Origin of the sequence: Faecalicatena contorta (assembly GCF_003149105.1) — a bacterium.
In the GTDB taxonomy this organism is placed as follows: domain Bacteria; phylum Bacillota; class Clostridia; order Lachnospirales; family Lachnospiraceae; genus Muricomes; species Muricomes contortus_C.
Window position 1 is genome coordinate 48,477 of record NZ_QGDS01000011.1, and the last position, 22,087, is coordinate 70,563.

Consider the following 22,087-nt stretch of genomic DNA (forward strand, 5'->3'; position numbering starts at 1 on the left):
GCTCTAATTCTTATTCTCCGGAAACACAGTTACTTCAAACTTGTTTCTGTCTCCGCGGTATCTGGATAAGGTATATTCAATGGGCTTGCCATACGCATTATAACCGATGGATACAAAATATTGTATTGGTTTTCCCCGCTTTATCTCCAAAAGATTCACATCCTCTGTTTTTGCCTCAACAGCTTCCACAATTCTCTCAATTCTGAAGATTCTAGTCTCTTCTTTCTGAGAAAGAATGCTGTACAACTGCTCTGTTCTAAGATCATGAGTCAGCAAAAATTCACATTCAGCAAGGGGAAGATATGTCTTAGAAGTGACAATAGGGTCTCCATCTGCCAATCTCTTTCTGTACAGGAAAATAACAGAATCATTCGCTCCCAGTTCCAGTGCTTTAATCACTGAATCTCCTGCTTCCGTTCCTTTCATCGTCTTCAGCTCCAATACCTCCGTAGTCGGTGCTACCCCCATACGGTACATTTGGTCATTAAAGCTTTCAATCTTGCGGATATATTCCTGAGAGATCTTAGGCTGGGACACAAAGGTCCCTTTACTCTTCACCCTATACAGCCAGCCTTCCTGTACCAGCTCAGTGATTGCCTGTCTCACTGTGGTCCGGCTAATCTGAAAGGCATCGCTAATATCCTTTTCTGTAGGAATTAAATCCCCGCTTCTGTAATTCCCTTCTTTGATTTCCGATAAAATGAGTTCTTTCAGTTGAAAATACAACGGAATAGGAACTGACTTATTGATCCTTTCAATTTTATCTAACATTACAATATCCTCCTGCCTACGGCATCATTATTTACAAATATTGTAACATAGAGGTTTTTCTCCCGCAAGAGCTTAGTGCGTACTTTGTATAAATATCCTTATGTAACTATATAATAACATAGTATAGTGAAAAATCAATAGTTTTTCTATTTTTTGTACGCACAGTTTAGTCGTACATATGTTACACTTGTACATTTCTGTCTCCTGTGCTACTATAATGATATTACATTACTACATAGAATCAAAATATAAAGGAGATGTGCATTATGAGTAAGATGACACAGGCAATCATGACCGAACCAGGAAACATCGTATACCAGGAAGTCGATATTCCAGAAGTACAGCCAGATCAGATTAAGGTTAAAATGAAACGTATTGGCATCTGCGGCTCTGATATACACGTAAATCACGGAAAGCATCCGTATACCAGCTACCCAGTCGTCCAGGGACACGAAGTATCTGCAGAAGTGACAGAAACCGGAACCGAGGTTACAAATTGCAGGGTCGGAGACAAAGTAACCATTCAGCCCCAGGTTGTATGCGGAAAATGCTATCCATGTACCCACGGAATGTATAACGATTGTGAAACCTTAAAAGTAATGGGATTTCAGACAACCGGTATGGCCAGCGAATATTTTGTTGTAGATGCTAAAAAAGCCCTTGTCCTTCCTGAAGAAATTTCCTGGGATCACGGCGCGATGATTGAACCTCTGGCAGTTGCTGTGCATGCAGTGCGCCGTTTTTCTGAAAATATGCATGGCAAAAAGGCAGTTGTTTTAGGAGGCGGCCCTATCGGCAACCTGGTTGCACAGACTGCCAGGGCAATGGGAGCAGAAGTGGTCCTGTTATCAGAATTAAGTTCTTACAGGCTTGCAACAGCACAAAAATGCGGCATTGCCACTGTAAATCCCAGTGAGAAAGATTTATTAGAAGCAATTATTGAAGTCTGCGGAGAAGACCGGGCCGACGTTATTTTTGAATGCATCGGCATCAATCCTACCATGAAGCAGGCAATCGCATATGCAAGAAAAGGAAGCCACATCATTGTTGTGGGCGTATTCGGAGATATTGCTGCTGTTGATATGGCTGCCGTACAGGATCATGAGCTCGCGCTTCTCGGCAGTGCCATGTACCGTGAAGAAGACTACATCAAAGCCATTGAACTGGTATCTGACGGAAAAATCGAATTTGAATCATTGATTACACATCGTTTTGGATTCAAAGAGTTCAAGAAAGGTTATGACACCATTGATCAGGAAAAAGACAAAGCAATGAAAGTTATGATTAATATGGAAGAATAGTATATAGCCTTTGATATTGCAAACTTGAAATACACCTTATTCTGGTTTATAATTTATACTTATTGAAGTGCTAATGTTTAATGAGGCATATTATATCTTTTAAACCATACAAAAAGAATGGAGTAATAAAAAAGTGTGTATTGAAAACGTAGAAATTATTTGCATAGGCCAGGCTCTGCTGGACTGTATCATAAAAGGTCAAAATATAAATTCACACCATAGCACTGCTGGAATCGCAGACTCCATAACTCTGTCTCCCGGCGGCGACGCTTTTAATGAGTCGGTTATTTTATCCCGCTTAGGACATCATGTTCAGATAATGTGCGGGTTGGGATGTGATTCAGCGGGCGATATTGTAACGAATACACTAAAAGAAAATGCTGTAAATACCGATGCGGTTATTTACAGCAATACGGACCAGACTCCAGTGGCTGCCCTTTTAGTAAATACGGATGGAAGCCGGAGATCAATTAATTCTCCGGCTTATCTGGTCAAATTCTTCAAACCAGATGTTTCCTTATTGAAAAGAACCCAAGTGGTTTCACTTGCCAGCCTTTTCCGCGCCCCTCTCAACCGGCCTGATACAATTTTATCTATCTGTCAGACCGCCAAGTCCACCGGGGCACTTGTAGCTGCTGATACAAAACTGGCCCATTACGGGGAGCTTTCACTGGAAGATATTAAGGAATCACTGCCATATATAGATTATATTTTTCCAAATGAAACTGAAGCCGAGTTTTATACTCAAAAAAGCACTTACTCTGAGATGGCCGATGTTTTTCTTAATTATGGTGTCAAAAATGTGATTATCAAGACTGGAGCGAAAGGATGCTTTGTCAAGAATGGGCAAGAGTGTTTTTCTGTGCCTGCTTACAACCTGACAGCCATCGACGCAACCGGAGCCGGGGATAATTTTGTTGCTGGTTTTATTTCTTCAATCCTCCAGGGAGCTGGTCTACGGGATGCTGTTGAATTTGCCATGGGCTGTTCCGCGCTGTGTGTCCAGTCCATTGGTGCTGTTTCCGGTGTGCAGAACCGCGCACAAGTGGAGGAGTTTATAAGTAAACAATGACAAAACAAACCATTTAAGTTTTGAAAATTCCAAAGCCTAAATGGTTTGTTCTATAAAATTAAATTGTCTCTGCATCACTAAGGCAGCCGCTCCTATAGCCCCTAAATCTTCTCCCTCATTAGAAGCCTCTACTGAAAACCCCTCAATGTTTTCAGGAATCACAACTTCTTCTATATTCCTTCTCACTTCATCAATAAATAAGGAGCCGATTTTCGCCAGTTCGCCGAATATAATAATTTTCCTGGGGGCTAATAGATTCACCGTAAATCCCAATGCATTTCCCAGATGCATTGCTATCTCCCTCATAAGTGTGGAAGAATCTTCATGGCGCAGTAACACAGATTTCACAAAGGTATTTACCGTGATTGCCTCCATGTCACCCTTTACCATTTCTTTAATTTCCTGAAACCTCCCAATACGAATTCCTTCCCTGATCTTAGCAGCTATTGCAAAATCCGAAACTTCTGTGTTCAGACATCCAAACTTTCCACAGGTACAAATATCATGTCTCGGCGCAATCTTCACATGGCCGATCTCTCCCGAAAAACCAGTCTCACTAAAAACCAGCCTGTTATTTATTACGGGAACCAGTCTGGCCCCGGTTCGAATGGAAAGAAAGAGAAAATCTTCATAATCCCCTTTAAAGTACAGCCATTTGTAGGCAAAAGCCATAACGTCTACATTATTTTCGATATAACAGGGAATATCAATCTGTTCTTCAATAATTTCTTTAATAGGGACATCTTTCCAATCTGCAAAATGTGTATAGCCTTTTGCAATGCCCTCTTCTTTATTCACGTAACCCGGTACTCCAATTCCGACCCCAAGCGCTTTATCCTTCTTTTCCCCCAACTGTTCCCGGGCCATCTTAATATTATTCACAATTTTTCCCACAATGACCGCGCGGCTATCTTCCCGATGCATTGCTGTTTCGTTTCGATAAATAACATTTCCGGAAAAATCCACCATATCACAGTGCATCATTCTCCCGTTGAATTCAATACCAATAAAATATCCGCCCTCAGGATTCAGTTTTATCCACACAGGCTTTCTGCCCACCCGGTTCTCTTCACATTCTACTTCATACACATAGCCCTGACTGATAAGTTCATCTATCATACTAATCACTGTAGTCATACTATAAGAAGTTATCTTTTTAATATCATACCGGGATACATTTTTATGAAACCGTATAATACTAAGCATTTTATTTCTTTGATAATACTTTCGATTTTGTATAATGGAATCACTCTCTTTTACCATAATGCTATCTCCAAATTTCTTTTTGCACCCTATACATTTTACTGTATTTTACCAAACTATGCATGTATTGTCCATACATTTCCTTATCTGGAACCACCACATACTCCGGCTTTTCACCTTCAAATGCGAATGTATTTCCCCGGCCGCTGACTGTGCGCCCAGCTAAATACGCCGCCCCTTTGCATGCAGCCTCACAGTCCTTTGGGATTGATAAACGCACCCCAAGAACATTTGACTTTAACTGCATGAGTTTTCTGGATTTTGCCCCTCCGCCTACAGCAATCAGTTCTTTTACTTCTACACCCTGCTGTTTCAGTATCTGAAGGTTCAGCAGCATTTCCATCGTAACGCCCTCTTGCAGCGCACGGATTAACTCTCCTCTTGTTGTACTCAAGGTAAGCCCGGAAATCATTCCGCGGCTTTCCGAATCATTCCAGGGGGATCCTGTTGCTGTGAAGTGAGGGAGCAAGAGTATTCCGCTGGGATAATCGGCCATCTCTTCCATCATCTTGTCATAATTGTAGCCTTCACACTGTGATATTACAAGGATATTTTTAAACCACTGGAGCAGGTTTCCTCCCGTAAAGTTCCCTGGCAAGGTAATGTATTGCCCTTCCAGTACATGAGGGCAGCAACAAAGTCCCTGATCATACAATTCTCGCTTAAACTCCTTCATGCTGCATATAAGGGTTTCCGTGGTCCCCATAGAATACACAGCTTCTCCCGGTTGAAAAGCACCTGCTCCAATCATAGCGCAAGGCTGGTCATGACCTCCCGCAATGACAGCAGTATCAGCAGAAAGCCCCAGTTCCCGGGCACATCCTTTATGAACATTCCCTATTACACCCCCGCTTTGAACAGGCACAGATAACTGATTCGGAGAAATCCCGGCATATTCCATCAGTTCATCATTCCAGGCCTTTTCATGTACATTCAGGAGCATGGTTCTCGATGCTAATGAGAAATCAATAACTCTGTTGCCAGTGAGCTGAAAACCAACATAATCTCCCGCACATACAAATGCATAAGGTTTTTGCACCAAATGATTTGTATGCTTGTTCATCCACATTATTTTACTCAAAGTGCCTGTTGATGATAATAACTGCCCTCCCTGTTCAAAGAAATACTTCTTGCCAAATTTCTTCTCTAATTCCTTGGTTTCCTCAATAGAACGGCAGTCAAAAGAAACAATTTCCGCACCCGTCACTTCAAGTTTCTTATTCAGAGGTATTACTCCCTCACCATGACTTGAAATTGCCAGCGCTTCCACTTTCCGTCCGCTGCTTTTAACAGTATCACGGATACATTTTTTTACAGCACTCCACATTTCCCATGGATTTATTTCTGCCCATCCGTTTCGGGGATGATACAACTTATATTCTTCCCTGGCAGAATTCAATACTGCTCCTTGAAAATCATACAGAACTGTTTTACACGCTGTAGTTCCCACATCTATCCCCAATAAGCCCATAACAGCCTCCTATCCCTTTACCGCTCCCGCAGTTAAGCCCTTTACAAACTGTTTTTGTACAATTACATAGAAAATCAACGTAGGTATTGTAACAATAGTCAGCGCCGCAAACAGTGCTCCCGGCTGACTAAAATATGCCCCGTTATACTGCTGCGCTACCAAAGGAAGTGTTTGCTTTGTTACGTCTGTCATCGTACATAAAGCCAGGAAAAATTCATTCCACGAGGTCAAGAACTGCCAGATTACAATTACCACAATTCCTGGTTTTAGCATTGGACAAATAATTTGTATAAACAACCGGACCGTCCCGCAGCCATCCACAATTGCCGCTTCTTCCAACTCCTGAGGTATAGCCACCATGAAGCCTTGTAAAATGGTAATTGCAAATGGAATCCCCAGAGCCACATAAGGGAAAATCAATCCAAAGTAATTATCAATCAATCCCAGCTTATTGTTAATCTGAGTTAAAGGAATAACCAGCCCGCTGATAGGTACCATCAGCGTACATAAGAGCATGTTATAAATAAGCACTTTTCCATGAACATTTTTCCTGGAAAATCCAAATACAGCCATTGTAGAACATATTGTAACCAGTACCACTGTTGTTGCCGTAACAAACCCACTGGAAAAGAAGTTCTTGATTAAATTAGGGTTTTCTTTGATTACCTTTACATAATTATGAATTGTCATTCCCTTCACAAACAAGGACGGGCTATACATATTGTCTGCTGTACGAAAAGACATGCTCAGCATATAAAGCAGAGGAACCAGAAAAACAATCATTATGAGGATTAAAATAAGGGACCATACTTTACCTTTACTTTTTTTCACGATTTCTCACCTCTCTTCATAAAATCACCTGAGCCCAGAAACTTGATCTGTATAATGGTCAGTGCCAGCGCGAATATCAGGAAAGCAACAGATAAGGCGGATGCATATCCCATTTGCTGGTTGGTGAATCCCATCTTAAATATATACGTACCAGGCATTTCGGAGGCATAATTCGGTCCTCCATTTGTCATAGTGTATACTAATGCGAAAGTCTGAAGAGAGCCAATAATGCCCAACATCAAAAGTGATTTATGAGTGGATGCAAGTGACGGCAAAAACACATATTTCACTTCCTTCCATTTCGTTGCCCCGTCAATTTTAGCAGCTTCCTTCAAATCTTCAGGTATCTGAGAAATACCTGCAACATACATAATCATGGACCATCCTGTCCATTCCCATACATTGGTAAAGATAATTCCATAAATAGACGCTGCAGGACTGCCTAAAACATTAACCGAAAGATGCAGCCCCATACTTGATAAAATCATCTGAAACAGTCCGTTATAAGGAAGATACATTTTGCCCCATATAATTGCTACTACAGATACTGAGGTAGCTACCGGCAAGAAAAATACTGTCCGGAAGAATCCTTTTCCCCTTCTCAGGCGCTCCTCTATTAAATATGCCAGAAAGAAGCCAATACATGCCTGTACCGGAACTGTAATTAAAATCCACAAAATAGAATTCCTGAATATTTTTATCATGTTTCCGTCTTTTACAATTGCAGCAAAATTACTCAGTCCTACAAACTCCATGTTCCTTAAATTGGTCCAGGAAAATACACTCCCCCAACTTACAAACAATATCGGATAAAGAATATAAACGCAAAAAAAGAGAAACGCCGGCAAGATAAACAAATAGCCTGCTGTGTTATACTTCTTTTTTTGCTGTATTATATTAGGTTTAACAGATGCCTTCGTCATGGTCATTCCTCCTAATGTTCATCAACATTCCTGCACATTTTCACTCTCAATTCAGGAATGCGAGAGAATCAGCTGCTGATTCTCCCGCATATCCCCAAAACATTTTGGCACCCTCTGTGTTACAGGGCATCCTGCGCATCCTGCACAATCTGCATTGCTTCCTTTGCTCCCATTTCTCCGCTTGCAACTGCCTGAAGAGCTGATTTTAATGCCGTATCAACTGTAGGATTGGCAACACGTTGGTTCATTGCACCGGCCAAATCTCCTGAAGCCCGGTTGAACTGGGAAACCACATCATCCGGCAAATCCGCCGCCTTCGGCTCTATTCCTTTAAATGCAGGCAGGTTATTCAAGTCATCTGCACATGCCTGTATTCCCGCTCCTGATACCATGGATTCCAATACTGTCCACGCCGCATCAACATTTTTACAATTTTCAGTAATACCCATCCCAAAATCCACGCCGCCTACCGGTGTACTTGCCGTAAGGCCATCCTCCATCGGAGGCAGATAGAAGTAATCAAAATCCCAGTCTGCTACTGCCTGGGCTACGTCCTCTCCAGTAAACTCCTGTGTCCACCATGACCCAAGAGCAATCATTCCTGCCTGCCCTGCGGTAAACGCGGTAGTTCCATCGGAATAACATGTAGCAGATAATGCACCTGTTTGGAAGATACCATCATCAAACATCCTTTTCCAGGTGTTCATTGCTGATACAAAAACATCATCTGTCCACTTCATTTCGCCATTTTGGGCTTTGTCAAAGTTTTCCATTCCATACTGTGAGAGCAGCATTAAATATACATTTAAATTCTGCCAGTCACTGGCTCCGCCCTGAAATAAAGGTGCATATCCTTTTTCACTCAAGGTATCGCACACGTTTTTTAACTCGCTGTAAGTTTCAGGTACCTTCAGACCCAATGATTCAAATAATGTCTTATTGTACTCAACACTTATGACCTGAGCTTCAATAGGAAGGAAATTCAGCTTTTTATCTCCTTCCTTGTTTCCCAGATATACCTGGTCTAATACCACATCTGCAAAGTTGGAGCCCCAGTCATCTCCCCATGATTCTGCCGCACGATCACTAAGATCAATGAGATAATCCGCGTACTGCTGTGTCAGTGAACCCGGCTGTGTTGCAATAATATCAGGCAGGCTGTTTGATGCTGCCGCTGCCGATAATGCAGACAGGTATTCCGGGTCATAATTGTAATATGTAAAGTCAATTTTAATATCCGGGTGTTCTGCTTCAAATGCTGCAATCATCTTATCCATAGTCCTGCTTATAGGTGACCATGACCAGATTGTAACAACCTTTTTGCCGTCGTCCTTAGAAGATGGCTTATCTGAACCTGTATCGGACTTGCCGTCAGAGGAGCCACCACATGCAGACAGACTAAGCGTCATCGCTGCTGCAACTGCTAAACTAATCAATTTCTTCATTTTCATATTCTTCCTCCTGCATTTTTAATTTATATAAAACAGCCGAGCTCTGAACTGTTCTATATTTTAAAGAATTTTTACATTATTCTTATTAAAAAACATTTCACATTCCTCCGGGTCTAAATCCTGCTGCTTTCCAATTTTATTTGCATAATACAGTGTCATTGCAATAGATTCTGCCGCTTCTAACTTATTCATCGCATCAGTAGTAGTCTCTCCCACTACCAGCACGCCATGATTTCCTAAAATCACAATGTCCTGTCCGGCCTCAAAATATGGCTTCGCCTCTTCATATATGTCTGGCTCACCGGGTCTGCCATAGGGAGCTACCTGAAATTTCTTAAAATTTCCCATCATTTCCGGATAAGCTCTTGTTTCCACCTCTTTTAAACACAAAGAATATGCCGTGAGAAAGGTCGGATGAGCGTGAACAACTCCGCCTATGCTTTTTCCATCCCGCATTTTATATGTATTAAAATGCATAGGAAGCTCAGATGTGGGTTTACAGCTTCCGCCAATCCACTCTCCATTTGTGTCAATCACTGCAATCATATCCTCTGTGTACAAAGCCTTGTTTTTCCCTGTGGGGGTAATATAAATATAGCCATCCTTTTTCGATTTGGCTGATATATTCCCTTCAAAAGCATTTACCATTCCTTTTTCATCCAGCCTTTTACTGACTCTCATAATCTCTCTGATTGCCTCAAAATCCAATTCTTTCATTTTCATAATTCTATTCAGTCCTTTCACATTCACTTTAATTCTATTAATTTCGAGGTTCGTATTGCTTCATTATAAAGGATTGCTTTGATAGTTCCCGCATCTCATCAACTGTCTTAACATAGCCCTGGGCATATAATTGAGTCAAAAGATTTCCAGTCAATGTAGCATAAGGCATCCCTGCTTTCACCTCCACTCCCAAAGCATCACTTATCATCTGCATAAGAAGATGATTTCTTGAACCACCGTTAATCACATACACCTGGGTATATGGGATATTCAAATTGTTCTTTAATAAATCTGCATAATACTTAATTTTCATAGAGATGCTTTCCAAGATACAAAGTACATATTCGCCATCCTCTTCAACCAGATTCTGCCCTGTTTTTTTCAAGTAATGATTTATCTTTTTGCGTATATCGCCATCCGCATTATTAAATGTTGCTTCTTCTAAGTCAAAATAAACCTGCTTTGATTTTGCCTGCTCTGCTAAAGAAATTAAATCTGCATAGGAATAACTCTTTCCTTCCATCTTCCAGACTCTTCTCAGCTCATTTATAAGCCAGAATGCAGAAAAATCTCTATATACAATTTTGCTCCGCCCTATTCCACCAGTATTTTTAAATCCACACCGGAAAGCTTCTCCCGAAACAATACTCTCCGCCATTTCAACGCCCATACTTACATTTGTCCCTATACTGATGTATAACTGATTAGGACCAAATCCCGGAATCGCAGCCACCGCTGAGGCACTGTCATGCTCCACTACCGCAATAACCTTTGCATTTACTGCCCCTGTCTTTTCACCTACATTTTTTAATAGTTTTCCTTTGACAGTGCCTGCGTCTGATATACTGGTAAGAAAGTGCACCGGCAGACTAAGCCTCTCAAATAATTCAAGGCACCAGTCTTCCTGAGAAGTATTCATCAACGCAGAAGTCCCGGCTATAGTCATTTCTGTGGATATCTCACCGGACAGGAAATATGCCAGCAAATCAGGCAGAAAAAGCATTTTATCTGCTTCTGTTAAAATATTTGTATCCTGTTCTATGTAAGAGTACAATTGAGGCAATGTATATGTTCTATTACACTGGCAGCCGGTTAATTCAAATAATTTCTTCTCCCCTACAACCTTATAAAGGTTTTCTACCGTATGCTCTGTCCTTTTATCCCTGTAATGGTAGACCGGCTCCAGCAGCCTGTTCTTTTTATCCAAAAATCCATAACTTGCTCCCCATGTATCAACCCCAATACTGTCAATCCTGTCATAAGAAGCATACTGGGCAATTCCATCTAGAATATTGTTGTATAAACCAAATACATTCCAATACAGAGCGTTAGGAGTCTCAATCATTTTATTATCGAAATCAATAAAATCACCCATCTCCATTTTATATCCATCGAAGGCTCCTTTCGCCATTTTACCACCACTTGCGCCCAAATCAGCAGCTGCACAAATTACCTTCTTCATATCACACCTCTCGCTTAATTATTTCTTTTTCGATTTAATTAAATCATATTACAGAAGGAAATAATTGTCAATATTGATTTTTATTACAATTTTAAATATTTATTTTTGTGCATATTTTACATTAAATTTTATCTTTTCAAAAAAAGCAGCCGGACTTTTCAATCCGGCTGCTTTCTTAAAACTTTGAAATTTTCATTTTTTCTCTTAGATATTCTTTTAATTTTCCCTGGACATATTCCGGCATTCCCAGCATTCTCAATGGATTTCTATCATCCCTGTGCATGTCCACGTATTGTTCCACTGCTTTATAATAGCAATCCAGGTAATCCGTCCCTAAATTAAATTTGTTAACCCCCTGAGAAAACGCCTTTTCCAGCTCCTCGTGGGGTATCCCGCTTCCACCATGAAGAACAAGAGGGGTATCCACGGTCCGGTTAATTTCTCTCAGCCGCTCTACGTCCAGTTTGGGCGGCTTTACATATTCTCCATGGGCACTTCCAACCGCAACCGTCAGATAATCAATTCCCGTTTCCCCGCAAAACTTTGCCGCCGCTTCTGGTGTTGTATAACCGTCCTTTTCATGCTCTGCGCCTTCCTCTGCCAGTCCAATATATCCTAGTTCCCCCTCAACTTCAGCACCCAATATATGAGCTGTTTCCACTACTTTTTTTGAGAATTTTACATTTTCATCAAAGGAATACATAGACCCGTCAGCCATAACCGATGGGAAGCCATCCTTTATTGCACCAACAATATAGCCATAATCACTGCAATGATCCAGATGAAGCCCTACCGGTACCTCCACCTTCTCCGCTTCCTCTTTTACCATTGCCGCAAATCCAGCCCTGCCCGCCACCTTATTTTCCTGCTGGTGTTCCGGCAGCAACATAATAATAACCGGCGTATTCCGCTCTTCCGCCACCTCCACCGCTGCCCTGACCATATGATAATCAATACAAATAAGAGCAATCACCGCCGTATGAGAAGCGTCCGCCAGCCGCAAAATTTCCCCAACCTTTTTAAGCGCCATATGTATACCTCCATTTTTTATGGAATAATATAGCACTTTTTATCGTTTTCATCAATATTATTAATATGCTAGTTTTCAACAAGTACCATGCAAGATACACTACAAGCACTTCAACGTAATTTGATATGTATGATGCAGGCAAATTCCAAAAGATAATTGACACAGAAGCTCTAAAACACTAAAATAGCTTTAATGGAAGTCATCGAAATATTGAAAATAGTAACCAGCAATTTTCAAGGAAAAATGCTTTCGCATAATTATAAAACGGAGGAAAAACTCATGAAATTTTGTCATGTTACCATGTATGTTAAGAATTTGGAAGAATCGCTGCACTTTTACCGTGACATCGTCGGATTGCCTGTACAAAGGAGGTTTTCACCTGCCCCGAATATAGAGATTATATTCCTGGGTGACGGAGAAACAGAAATTGAATTAATTGATAACCAGGCACAAACAGATATATCTATCAGCTCAGACATCTCTTTGGGATTTGAGGTTCAGTCTGTGCAGGAAACACAAGAGTTTTTGCGGGAAAATGGCATTACGCCGGGAGATATCCAGCAACCCTCTCCACAGGTAAAATTCTTTTTTGTTTCCGACCCGAACGGAGTAAATATTCAGTTCTGCGAAAACGAAAAAGGAAACGAATAATCTTAGGGACAGGTGCTGCCTATCTTTTTAAGCCTTCGGCTGTCAAGGCGCATCTGTCTGCTACCCTATAAGTTCTCTTTCACGATATACTTTTTCTTCTTTTTTGCTCTAAAAAAATACTCTCCTACATGGCATTAAAATTATCATAATGTAATCCAATACCGCTCCAAATTCACGTTTTTCTCCGGCTCAAACACAGTTGTATCATAGATTCCCCCATTTGCCAGTATGGTTTTTCTGCTTCCTACATTGTCATCAAGACATGTTATCAATACCTTTTGCAGCCTCAGTTCCCTGCAATATATCAGACAATCCTGCAGCATTTTTGTGGCATATCCTTTTTTTCGCTCTGAAGGGCGCACAGAATATCCAATATTTCCCCCGAACTTTTCCAGAAACTCATTGAAGTAGTGTCTGACCTGAATCATTCCCACTAACCTGTTATCCGATTTTCTGACGTACAAAAACTGTGTACACTGTACCCAGTTATCAGGAACTGTCTCCTTATATGACAACGATTCCACCTGTTCAAGCCAGTCTCTGGGATTCTCTATACGCTCCAGAGCACTGCAGCCATCCATAGAACTGCCAGCTTGCAGAAATTCCTGCCGGTACAATCTGATTTGCTCTGCATAAGTCACATCCGGTTTTATTAAATATAATGACTCCATTCTACCGACCTCCTATATCATAAAAAAGAACCCCCAATTCCAAAAAAACACTTTACAATCACAGGATCAAATTTAGTGCCGGTTTCCTCTTCAATAATTTGCAGTGCTTTTTCATGGGTGTAAGCAGATTTGTATACCCGATTGCTGGTTAATGCATCGTATACGTCAACAACTGATACAATCCGTGCCGAAAGAGGAATATCCTTTCCGCCAAGTCCGGCGGGATACCCGGTTCCATCAAAATTTTCATGATGATAATGGCAGATATCCATACAATGCCTGAGATACTGGCTGTCTCCCTCGGCCAAAATCGATTCCGCAATTTTTTTGCCGGCTGTGGTGTGACGCTTCATTATCTCAAACTCATCCGCCGTTAGGCGTCCGGGCTTGAGCAGGATATAATCAGGTATAATAATTTTCCCCACATCGTGCAGTGGAACAGCCTTGACAAGGGCAGATGGATTTTGGTCAATAAGTTCCTGGGCATATTCCGAATGTTCAATCATATGCTTGATAAGAAGCAAAGTAAGCTCACTTGTCCGTTTAACGTGGCTGCCCGATTCCAGATTACGGTATTCAATAATACTGGCCATTTCCTCAATAATCCTTCCCTGGATTTGAGACAGTTCCTCTGTCTTTTTTCGAAGCAGCTCCTCAAGGCTGCCGGTGTATATCTTCAGGCGGACCTGATTATCCACTCTGAGCTTAACCACCTGGGGATTAAAGGGCTTTTGAATAAAATCTGCCGCGCCTGCAGCTAACCCGTTTATTTCGGAATTTTCTGCCGTAATAAAAATAACCGGAATTTCTTTTAAGTAATCCTTCGATTTTAAATATTCAAGCACCTCAAACCCATTCATCTGAGGCATACGAATATCCAGCAGGATTACGTCCGGAAGAAGACCTTCCCGGGAAAGCAGGCTGATTGCATCAACTCCGCTCTCCATAATGGTAACGTCGTACTGATCCTTTAGTATTTCCTCCAATATGGCCAGGTTAATATATTCATCATCTATAACTAGTACAGATGGTCTTCTCATAGTTCTTCCTCCCAAGGTTCATTTGTAAAATTAAAACTGATTCATCTGCTGTCTGATAAGCTGGTTTGTCTTTTCTGCACAGGATATTATATCATCCAGTACGTGTACGTTCTTACCACCCTTAAGTGCCGCATCCAATTCTGTAACCTTCTTGTACAGCATCTTCAGCGAAAGGTTAGATGATGTCCCTTTTATAGCATGGGCAATTCCTTGTGCCGCAGCGCTATCCCCTTTTGCCAGCGCACATTGCAGCTTATCCAGCCATGTATCCTCTAAATATCTGTTAAGCAGCTTCTTATAAAGTGGGGCATTTCCTCTTACACGACCAAGGCCTTCTGTTATATCCAGGTATTCCTCGTTCTCATCCTCCACCCGTCCGTTTTCTTCCTGTTCCGTTTGTTTTCCTCCATTGAGATAGACGGACAATTTTTGGAACAAAGTTTCAATATCAATGGGTTTTGCAATGTGGTCATTCATACCTGCATCCAGGCATAGCTGAGCATCTTCCTTAAAGGCATTGGCAGTCATAGCTAGAATGGGAATTTGGGCCGCTCTGGGATGAGCCATCTCGCGTATCATACTTGTAGCCTGGAAGCCATCTACATAAGGCATCTGAATGTCCATTAGAATCAAGTCAAATTGCTCCGGCGAATGGGAAAACATCTGAATGGCCTCTTCTCCGTCACAGGCACATACAATCTCAATTCCTGTATCCTCTAAAATACCCTGGACGATTTCCCTGTTGATTTCCATATCTTCTGCCAGTAAGATAGTTTGGCCGCTCCAATCCCGGATCTGTTCACATTCCCCGGCAGATTCTGGGACCAGAGAATTCTTGCAGAGTTTTATAATGGTGTTGTACAGCGTGCTGGGTATGACCGGTTTCGTCAGATAGTTGGATATTCCATGCTCTTTTGCTTCGTTTTCAATTATATACCAGTCGGACGCCGATATAATAACTACAGCAATATCCTTTCCATTCATCAACCGGCGTATTTCCGCAATCGTTTTGCCGCAATCTGTATCAGGGAGGCTCCAGTCAATTAACATCATATCATAAGTCTTTTGGCTGTGAAGGCTGTTTTCTACAGCCTCTATGGCCTCTTTTCCGTTCTCTGCGGTATCCCAGTCCAAGGCAAAGCTCTCCAGGACGCTAGTGAGATGATTTCTTGTATCCCTATCATCATCCACGACCAAAAACCTAAGTTTTCTATGTTCAGCCCGGAGACTGGAGACCGAGAACAGCCTTTTGCCCCATTCCACCTCAATTTCAAAGAAAAAGCTGGAGCCTTGTCCAAGGGTACTTTTCACCCATATGTTTCCGCCCAGCAAGTTAACGATTTTTTTACAAATAGCAAGTCCAAGACCGGTTCCCCCGTATTCACGGGTAATACCCCCGTCAGCCTGTTCAAAGGCTTGAAAGAGCCTGGTCTGCTGCTCCGGGGCAATACCAATCCCGTTATCTGAAACCTCAATCCGCAGCCGGGACCGTTTTTTATCCAAAGGCTGTTCGAAAATATGTAAAGCAATCTCTCCTCCGTGAGAGGTGAATTTTATGGCGTTTGTTAACAAATTAATCATTATCTGAGAAAGACGCAGTTCATCGCTGATCACAGTCCGCGTGAATACACTGGAAAAATCCACAATAAAATTCTGATGCTTTTCTTCCAGCTTAACCTGAATAATATTAAAGACATACTGCATCATCTGTTCAAAATCAAACTCGTCTTTTACAATTTCCAATTTTCCAGAATCAATCTTGGACATATCCAAAACATCATTTATCAGGCTCAGCAGTTGACGGGAAGAATTCTCCACCTTGTCCAGACAATAGTGTATACGGTCGAAACCTTTTGCTTTTTGGGCAAGCGCCGTCATTCCAATGATTGCGTTCATGGGAGTACGGATTTCATGGCTCATTCGAGAGAGAAATTCTTCCTTGGCGCGCATGCTTGCCATTGCCTCTTCACGTGCCTCGCTCAAACTCATAAATGCCTCGTTACGGGCAAGAGAGGCTGCAATCACCTCCGCCCCCAGTGCCGTAATCTCCGCCTCATCCCCCGTAAACAAAGTGTCTCTGATTTGACTGCCAACCCCCATCATGCCCCAGAATTTCCCCTCCAGATAAATCGGCAGGAGCATAATCGTTTTAAATTGTTCCGCTCCCGGCAGCCTGAAATCGGCAGGAAAATCCCTTGCCAGCATACACAGGCCGGCATCCTGCATTAATTTCTTCTTCCAATCGGGAAGAATGTTATCATAATCCAGAAGCTCATTTTTATCTATGCTTTGGGCATCGCCTTCCTCTGCCCATTGGACACGGGAAAAGCAGTACAGCTTTCCGCTCCTGTTAATATTTTTCCAAATACAAGCGTGATCTGCCTGAATGCTTTCTGCAAGCACCTGCAAGGATTGGCGCAGCACTGTCTCATAGCTTTGATGAACCCCGCCAACGATAATAACAGCAGCATCAATCGCCGCTCTCAGCAGGCGATTTTGTTCCGCCAGTTTGCTTTCGCTTGTGTTTTGTGTCAGCCGCTTGGCTTCCCTCTCCATGTTGCGGGCCTTTTCTTCTGCCCATCTCAGACGGCTTAAGTCCAAAGCCAATCCTGCCAGTCCTACAGGGTTACCATCCTCGTCCCGTTCACATACAATCATGTTTTCGGAGACAGAAGCAATGCTTCCATCTTTTCTGCACATACGGTATTCTAGATGATAGCGGTCGCTCTCGCCGCTCATAACAGCTTCCATACAGCGGCTGACTCTCTCCCAGTCTTCGGTAAAGGTAAGTATTTTTTTAGTGTCTTCTGTATGGGGAACCTCTCCCGGTTCATAACCTGCCAATTGCGCAATCACACGGTTCAGGTTGATTTCACCGGTGGAAATATCCATTTTTAGCAGGCCTACGCCTGCATATTCTGCTAATGCCTCAATTTCATCCGCATTGAGGCCTGTCTTATGTTTTAACAAATCTCCTGATGTATCCGAAGCCATTGAATAATCCTCTCCTTTTATAATCTGCATTTTCTTGGTACATCTTATATCCCGAATAAAAGTCAATATTTACATAAGTATAACAAAGAATACGGATTAAGGTCTGCATAATATCCAAAAAAGGGATTCTTTGTATTCAATAGTTCCTCGTATCATGCATTTTATTTAAAAGTGCATCCCATCATTTCACAGCCGACAACAAAAGAGAACAACCATGATAATCTATGATTGTCCTCTATAATCCCAATTCGGGGTTCATTTAAATTTCAAAGAGATAATTGACTATGATATTATAGATTTAATGGGAAAGAAAGGATTACTGTCACTACCATAATTCCCGAACCATAATCCCTGTATGGTCTGACATATGCAATGCCTGAGTTATTGTAACCCGGAAATTTCATCTCATATAATCATATTTGATGTTTTTCTTCCCCCACTTCAAAAAATTTATTTTTATGAGGAAAATAAATTTTTCACTTTGAGAATAAACGCATATACTTTTTGATTGGCTGATATTCGTTTTACATAATCTCTTGTTTCTTGAAACGGAATATACTTAAGTGTTTTTCCGTCATCGCTGTACTCAGAATTGTCCAGCCAGCTTGTTACGTTTCCGCTTCCGGCATTATAGGCACTTAAAGCCACCTCCACGCTGTCATATTGTTTTATCAGTCTATCCAGGTAATAGCAGCCTAAACGGATATTAATTTCCGGATCAAAAATCTGACCGTATTGAAAGTTTTCCAATTCACTTTCCTGCGCAAGCCAGTATGCAGTATGTTCCGTAATCTGCATTAGCCCAGAAGCCCCCTTGTTAGAAACAGTCTCTTCTTTGAATTTACTTTCTGCATGTATCACTGCACAAACGAACTCCGAAGTAAAGCCATATTCCCTGGAGTATTTATTAATAATGTCCATATATTGTACGGGATAATATTGATTAACTCCAACATAAACCAGTAATCCTATTAGTACGGTTAAACATATGAACCAGCTTATAATTTTCTGTAATTTTCTTCTTCGGCACATATCTTTTTCACCCATCTAACCCTGTCTTCACTTATATCTTCCGTCCCTATTCCTAACTATATTCTTCATCAAACTTTCTTCTGCGGTATTTTAAATTCGTATATTCTGTAACCTGCTTCATATAGATTGCATCATATAAGCCTCCGACAGCTCCCACAATTGGAATTCCCTGTAAGAACTTCATATAAATCAATTCCTTAGACAATGCATCTGCCGTCTTATGGATTTGATTTTCTCTCTGGTAATCCTCGGGAAGGCTCTTATTTTTCAGATACTCATTGATTTTCTGATCTATTTTCTTTATCTCATCTCCATAAGATACGGCTCCCTGTATCAGAAGAAGAATATAGTATTTTTCTTCTTCTGAATCATAACTATATCCATACTGAAGGGCAATTTCATATATATTTTTTAACATCAATCCGGTAAACAAAGGAATATCAGGAATTCCAATCCCCAGTATGCCCATACCTACACCTGCACTGCCTGATAAAAGAACATTTTTTGTACTGCTTCTGTTTGCTGCTTTAGAAAAAGCCTTTAAGTTTTTTTCATTCTGCCTTATCTCAGAAGCATATTGTCGAATCATTGTATCTTCTGTAATTCTTTCACGGTCATATGTTTTTTCAATGACGCCGGTTCCTTTTTCAAAAATTAATTGAAAGGCTTTTGCAAATGCCATATTCAGAGCAGTCTGCAGTTTCTCCGGTACTTTTCCATCTAGTTTCTGTGTTAAAAAGGATTCTTTCTTCGCCATACGTTTCTCTAAAAACCGCTTTTCTCTTCTTTCCAGATCTTCCCGCTCCTTTTGAAGCGGCGGCTTTTTCTGAAATGCTCCCATTTTAATCCTTCCTTTCCCGCAGATATACTTTTGATATTAATTTGATGATCCATTTGCTGCTGCTGCACTGCTGGCAGCTATTGCTGCACACATAGCCGCCTCCTGAGCAATGATTACAGCGATAGTTCCACTTACTGCTGCTGTCTCCATTGTGCCTTCCTTTATATAATCCCTTTGTGCTAATATGCCGGCATACATCAGTCTCTGTTTTGCTGTAACTCCTCCTAATAATCCAAGGCCCTTCTGCCCTGACAGCCAGTCATCAATTTCTGCCATCTCCCGGACAATTTCATCCAAATCAGCGCCTGTCATAGCCAGAACTCCCAAGGTTGGAAGCTCATAGCCTGTTCCATATTTGTGACCTGATTCCTTGAGCTTATAAAATAGTGCCATGGCTCTTTCACATTTTTCCTGTGCTGTGCCGCCATATAACGCCAGCACATGACTGAGAGACTGTATTGAATTGGATGAGAAAAAATTTCCTTTTAAAAGCTGATAGCAGGATTCCATATCCTCAATCAATTCATCATCTGCCTTTTCAGACAATGCCATTAAAGCGCAGAGGGCACTATCCTCTGCAGTTGTGAGAAATGGATGTTCTGCCTTCATCAGGTTATAAATCTCCCTGGTTCTTAATGCAATCTGTTTGTACCGGTATGGCTCCGCCATTCGTGCAATAATCATAGCAGCCAGGGGAAGATAGCTCGAACCCCAAAACTCCTTTTTCAGCAATTCATATACCTCCAGACCCCTATCCAATGTACGCTCTGGATTTCCGCTGACTGCCAGCATAGCTGCAATGGGAGAGCGTGCGGTGCTTCTGAAACTTGAAAATACACCGACCTTCTCCTTCAAGAGTTCCTTGCATTTTTTTAATTCTGTTTCTTCAACATTCTTCCCTTTTTCAGAATAAATACCCGCACAGCAAAGATGAATCAATCCTCCGTCCCACGGGAATACAGATTTTGCCTTATTTCGGTTATCAACCAACTGTTGACAGCGTTTTCTAGTTAATTCATTCATAAATAACCTCCATTCACATCAATATACAGCGGCTCCAAATGGCATCAATGCCAGTTTCGCAAGTTTAAAATGCTGCATCCCGAAAGGAATTCCTACAACTGTAATACATAAAATTGAACCAAATATCAAATGTTCCAGTGCCAGAGGCAGCCCTGAAACAATCAGCCATATAATATTCAAAACCAGCGAACCCGCACCGCCTCCATAGGTCACCTCTTTCCCAAACGGGAAAAAGCTCAGTTCAGCAAACTTAAAACATTGCATTCCAACAGGTATTCCCACTATAGTAATGCACCACAGGCAGCCTGCCAGACACCAGCTCAATCCGCTGATCACACCGCCAAAAAGAAACCATAAAATATTTCCAAGACATCCCATATTATCACCTTCCGTTATTGTATTTTACTAATAAGAGAAACTTCTTAAATCCGCAAGAATATCTTCCACCTGCCGGATTGCCTTATTCACTTCCTTCTTCGCGTCTGCTATCTTTGACTGCACCAAATAGTCTGCTACAATTCCATCAAAGAAAAAATCTGCAAACTTAAGAAAATCTCCCACGTTTATCTGAAAATCCGCATTCACAGTTACATCTTTAAGTTCTCTCTGAAATACCCTCAAATCATGCTTAGCTGTCTCCATATAAGAAGATGCCCGGTCCATTTTAGAATGCTTAATCATATCCGTAATCAAACCGCCGCCCAGTAAATCCACAATTCCCCAGGATTTTGCACTACTTAGTTCATCCTGAGCGGTTCTCAGGCTGCTCAGCGCTCTCTCTCCTGCATAAATTGCTTCATTCACTTCTTCCATCATATTCTGATTCATAATAACTCCTCTCTTTCCTTGAACGCAAGTTTATTATCTTTTTTATTCAAATTACACACTCTATAAAAAACTTTCTCTTTTGTTATTATAACAACATATTTGCTTAAAGCAAACCAGTATACTTAATTCAGAAAATGAAAACCATATACTTATTGAATTTCTAACGTTCAACTTAAGTATAAAAAACATATTCATAAGAAAGGAGCTTTTAAAATGACATATATCAAAAACATGAATCATGAGGAACAATTGAATTTGGCAGATCAGGTTACTGTCCAGCCAGGGCAGGTTGTCAGTAAAACACTTGCTCAGAATAAACACGTAAGTATTACTCTTTTTGCCTTTTCCAAGGGTGAGGAAATTGGAACCCACGATTCTAAAGGTGACGCAATGGTACTGGTGCTGGATGGTACCGGCCAGTTTACAGTAGATGGTACTGAATATATACTTACTGCCGGGGAAACCCTGATCATGCCCGCTGACAAACCCCACTCGGTATTTGCAAAAGAAGACTTTAAAATGTTACTTACTGTAGTTTTCCCATCAGAGAAATAGTGACTCCTCAGATCTCTTTGTTTATATATACTCGATGAATCTAAACATGTCAAGAGGCTGTTGCAAAACCATTGCCTCTCAGAAGGCATATACTAAATTTCTGCAAACGTTCCAGTGGCTGTTGCAAAAAAAGCCAGAGATAAACCTTTTTCAC

21 protein-coding genes are annotated in these 22,087 nt (G+C 41.3%); 4 read left to right on the forward strand and 17 right to left on the reverse strand.

What is annotated here, in order from left to right; all coding sequences use genetic code 11:
* Positions 1-3 precede the first annotated feature (3 nt).
* Complete coding sequence (locus A8805_RS15890) at positions 4-771, reverse strand: GntR family transcriptional regulator (RefSeq protein ID WP_109712930.1); 768 nt, start codon at positions 769-771, stop codon at positions 4-6.
* 275 nt (positions 772-1,046) lie between these two features.
* Between A8805_RS15890 and A8805_RS15895 the strand changes: the two genes are divergently transcribed.
* Positions 1,047-2,072 carry a zinc-dependent alcohol dehydrogenase gene (locus A8805_RS15895; RefSeq protein WP_109713102.1) on the forward strand — a complete coding sequence of 342 codons (1,026 nt, stop codon included), beginning with the start codon at positions 1,047-1,049 and terminating at the stop codon, positions 2,070-2,072.
* Positions 2,073-2,205: 133 nt separating this feature from the next.
* Entirely contained in the window at positions 2,206-3,144 is a 939-nt protein-coding gene (locus tag A8805_RS15900; RefSeq protein ID WP_181392874.1) for a carbohydrate kinase family protein, read from the forward strand.
* 36 nt (positions 3,145-3,180) lie between these two features.
* On the opposite strand, the gene A8805_RS15905 is transcribed toward A8805_RS15900, so the two are convergent.
* From A8805_RS15905 to A8805_RS15940, 8 genes are all read right to left on the reverse strand, one after another.
* Positions 3,181-4,407 (reverse strand): ROK family transcriptional regulator, encoded by a 1,227-nt coding sequence (locus A8805_RS15905; protein ID WP_109712934.1) that lies wholly within the window; start codon positions 4,405-4,407, stop codon positions 3,181-3,183.
* Between the two features lie 4 nt (positions 4,408-4,411).
* Positions 4,412-5,878 carry an FGGY-family carbohydrate kinase gene (locus A8805_RS15910; RefSeq protein ID WP_109712936.1) on the reverse strand — a complete coding sequence of 489 codons (1,467 nt, stop codon included), beginning with the start codon at positions 5,876-5,878 and terminating at the stop codon, positions 4,412-4,414.
* 9 nt (positions 5,879-5,887) lie between these two features.
* Complete coding sequence (locus A8805_RS15915) at positions 5,888-6,709, reverse strand: carbohydrate ABC transporter permease (protein ID WP_109712938.1); 822 nt, start codon at positions 6,707-6,709, stop codon at positions 5,888-5,890.
* Positions 6,706-7,464, reverse strand: coding sequence for a carbohydrate ABC transporter permease (locus A8805_RS15920; protein ID WP_207657713.1), 759 nt, complete (start codon positions 7,462-7,464; stop codon positions 6,706-6,708). The genes A8805_RS15915 and A8805_RS15920 overlap by 4 nt, the downstream gene beginning before the upstream one ends.
* A 287-nt stretch (positions 7,465-7,751) precedes the next feature.
* Positions 7,752-9,083 carry an ABC transporter substrate-binding protein gene (locus A8805_RS15925; RefSeq protein ID WP_109712942.1) on the reverse strand — a complete coding sequence of 444 codons (1,332 nt, stop codon included), beginning with the start codon at positions 9,081-9,083 and terminating at the stop codon, positions 7,752-7,754.
* Positions 9,084-9,143: 60 nt separating this feature from the next.
* The gene (locus A8805_RS15930; RefSeq protein ID WP_242992436.1) at positions 9,144-9,806 is read right to left on the reverse strand and encodes a class II aldolase/adducin family protein; all 663 of its coding nucleotides are present in this window, start codon (positions 9,804-9,806) and stop codon (positions 9,144-9,146) included.
* 37 nt (positions 9,807-9,843) lie between these two features.
* Positions 9,844-11,268, reverse strand: coding sequence for a rhamnulokinase (locus A8805_RS15935; protein ID WP_109712943.1), 1,425 nt, complete (start codon positions 11,266-11,268; stop codon positions 9,844-9,846).
* A gap of 175 nt (positions 11,269-11,443) precedes the next feature.
* Entirely contained in the window at positions 11,444-12,298 is an 855-nt protein-coding gene (locus A8805_RS15940) for a class II fructose-bisphosphate aldolase (RefSeq protein WP_109712945.1), read from the reverse strand.
* A 279-nt stretch (positions 12,299-12,577) separates the two neighbouring features.
* On the opposite strand from A8805_RS15940, the gene A8805_RS15945 reads away from it, so the two are divergent.
* Positions 12,578-12,949 carry a VOC family protein gene (locus A8805_RS15945; RefSeq protein ID WP_109712947.1) on the forward strand — a complete coding sequence of 124 codons (372 nt, stop codon included), beginning with the start codon at positions 12,578-12,580 and terminating at the stop codon, positions 12,947-12,949.
* Between the two features lie 143 nt (positions 12,950-13,092).
* On the opposite strand, the gene A8805_RS15950 is transcribed toward A8805_RS15945, so the two are convergent.
* The 8 genes from A8805_RS15950 to A8805_RS15985 form a co-directional block, all read right to left on the reverse strand.
* Positions 13,093-13,620: a GNAT family N-acetyltransferase gene (locus tag A8805_RS15950; protein ID WP_109712949.1), complete on the reverse strand. Its 528-nt coding sequence runs from the start codon at positions 13,618-13,620 to the stop codon at positions 13,093-13,095.
* A 17-nt stretch (positions 13,621-13,637) separates the two neighbouring features.
* Complete coding sequence (locus A8805_RS15955) at positions 13,638-14,660, reverse strand: HD-GYP domain-containing protein (RefSeq protein WP_109712951.1); 1,023 nt, start codon at positions 14,658-14,660, stop codon at positions 13,638-13,640.
* A gap of 30 nt (positions 14,661-14,690) precedes the next feature.
* Positions 14,691-17,684, reverse strand: a complete 2,994-nt coding sequence (locus A8805_RS15960) for a response regulator (protein ID WP_109712953.1) — start codon at positions 17,682-17,684, stop codon at positions 14,691-14,693.
* A 426-nt stretch (positions 17,685-18,110) separates the two neighbouring features.
* The gene (locus A8805_RS15965; RefSeq protein WP_207657714.1) at positions 18,111-18,575 is read right to left on the reverse strand and encodes a lytic transglycosylase domain-containing protein; all 465 of its coding nucleotides are present in this window, start codon (positions 18,573-18,575) and stop codon (positions 18,111-18,113) included.
* Positions 18,576-18,738: 163 nt separating this feature from the next.
* On the reverse strand, positions 18,739-19,527 hold the full coding sequence (locus A8805_RS15970; protein ID WP_109712956.1) for an EcsC family protein: 789 nt from the start codon (positions 19,525-19,527) through the stop codon (positions 18,739-18,741).
* A 36-nt stretch (positions 19,528-19,563) separates the two neighbouring features.
* Positions 19,564-20,550 carry a DUF4003 family protein gene (locus tag A8805_RS15975; RefSeq protein WP_109712958.1) on the reverse strand — a complete coding sequence of 329 codons (987 nt, stop codon included), beginning with the start codon at positions 20,548-20,550 and terminating at the stop codon, positions 19,564-19,566.
* An 18-nt stretch (positions 20,551-20,568) separates the two neighbouring features.
* Positions 20,569-20,928: a YccF domain-containing protein gene (locus tag A8805_RS15980; RefSeq protein ID WP_109712960.1), complete on the reverse strand. Its 360-nt coding sequence runs from the start codon at positions 20,926-20,928 to the stop codon at positions 20,569-20,571.
* 27 nt (positions 20,929-20,955) lie between these two features.
* Positions 20,956-21,378 (reverse strand): hypothetical protein, encoded by a 423-nt coding sequence (locus A8805_RS15985; protein ID WP_181392877.1) that lies wholly within the window; start codon positions 21,376-21,378, stop codon positions 20,956-20,958.
* Positions 21,379-21,591: 213 nt separating this feature from the next.
* Here A8805_RS15985 and A8805_RS15990 point away from each other — a divergent pair, with 213 nt between their 5' ends.
* The gene (locus tag A8805_RS15990; RefSeq protein ID WP_109712965.1) at positions 21,592-21,933 is read left to right on the forward strand and encodes a cupin domain-containing protein; all 342 of its coding nucleotides are present in this window, start codon (positions 21,592-21,594) and stop codon (positions 21,931-21,933) included.
* Positions 21,934-22,087 lie beyond the last annotated feature (154 nt).

Excerpts from the sequence above, each read along its gene's own strand:
- A8805_RS15890 (WP_109712930.1), bottom strand. The coding sequence starts at position 771 with ATGTTAGATAAAATTGAAAGGATCAATAAGTCAGTTCCTATTCCGTTG.
- A8805_RS15895 (WP_109713102.1), top strand. The coding sequence starts at position 1,047 with ATGACACAGGCAATCATGACCGAACCAGGAAACATCGTATACCAGGAA.
- A8805_RS15905 (WP_109712934.1), bottom strand. The coding sequence starts at position 4,407 with ATGGTAAAAGAGAGTGATTCCATTATACAAAATCGAAAGTATTATCAA.
- A8805_RS15910 (WP_109712936.1), bottom strand. The coding sequence starts at position 5,878 with ATGGGCTTATTGGGGATAGATGTGGGAACTACAGCGTGTAAAACAGTT.
- A8805_RS15920 (WP_207657713.1), bottom strand. The coding sequence starts at position 7,464 with ATGGAGTTTGTAGGACTGAGTAATTTTGCTGCAATTGTAAAAGACGGA.
- A8805_RS15925 (WP_109712942.1), bottom strand. The coding sequence starts at position 9,083 with ATGAAAATGAAGAAATTGATTAGTTTAGCAGTTGCAGCAGCGATGACG.
- A8805_RS15930 (WP_242992436.1), bottom strand. The coding sequence starts at position 9,806 with ATGAAAATGAAAGAATTGGATTTTGAGGCAATCAGAGAGATTATGAGA.
- A8805_RS15935 (WP_109712943.1), bottom strand. The coding sequence starts at position 11,268 with ATGAAGAAGGTAATTTGTGCAGCTGCTGATTTGGGCGCAAGTGGTGGT.
- A8805_RS15940 (WP_109712945.1), bottom strand. The coding sequence starts at position 12,298 with ATGGCGCTTAAAAAGGTTGGGGAAATTTTGCGGCTGGCGGACGCTTCT.
- A8805_RS15945 (WP_109712947.1), top strand. The coding sequence starts at position 12,578 with ATGAAATTTTGTCATGTTACCATGTATGTTAAGAATTTGGAAGAATCG.
- A8805_RS15950 (WP_109712949.1), bottom strand. The coding sequence starts at position 13,620 with ATGGAGTCATTATATTTAATAAAACCGGATGTGACTTATGCAGAGCAA.
- A8805_RS15955 (WP_109712951.1), bottom strand. The coding sequence starts at position 14,660 with ATGAGAAGACCATCTGTACTAGTTATAGATGATGAATATATTAACCTG.
- A8805_RS15960 (WP_109712953.1), bottom strand. The coding sequence starts at position 17,684 with ATGCAGATTATAAAAGGAGAGGATTATTCAATGGCTTCGGATACATCA.
- A8805_RS15965 (WP_207657714.1), bottom strand. The coding sequence starts at position 18,575 with ATGGACATTATTAATAAATACTCCAGGGAATATGGCTTTACTTCGGAG.
- A8805_RS15970 (WP_109712956.1), bottom strand. The coding sequence starts at position 19,527 with ATGGGAGCATTTCAGAAAAAGCCGCCGCTTCAAAAGGAGCGGGAAGAT.
- A8805_RS15975 (WP_109712958.1), bottom strand. The coding sequence starts at position 20,550 with ATGAATGAATTAACTAGAAAACGCTGTCAACAGTTGGTTGATAACCGA.
- A8805_RS15980 (WP_109712960.1), bottom strand. The coding sequence starts at position 20,928 with ATGGGATGTCTTGGAAATATTTTATGGTTTCTTTTTGGCGGTGTGATC.
- A8805_RS15985 (WP_181392877.1), bottom strand. The coding sequence starts at position 21,378 with ATGAATCAGAATATGATGGAAGAAGTGAATGAAGCAATTTATGCAGGA.
- A8805_RS15990 (WP_109712965.1), top strand. The coding sequence starts at position 21,592 with ATGACATATATCAAAAACATGAATCATGAGGAACAATTGAATTTGGCA.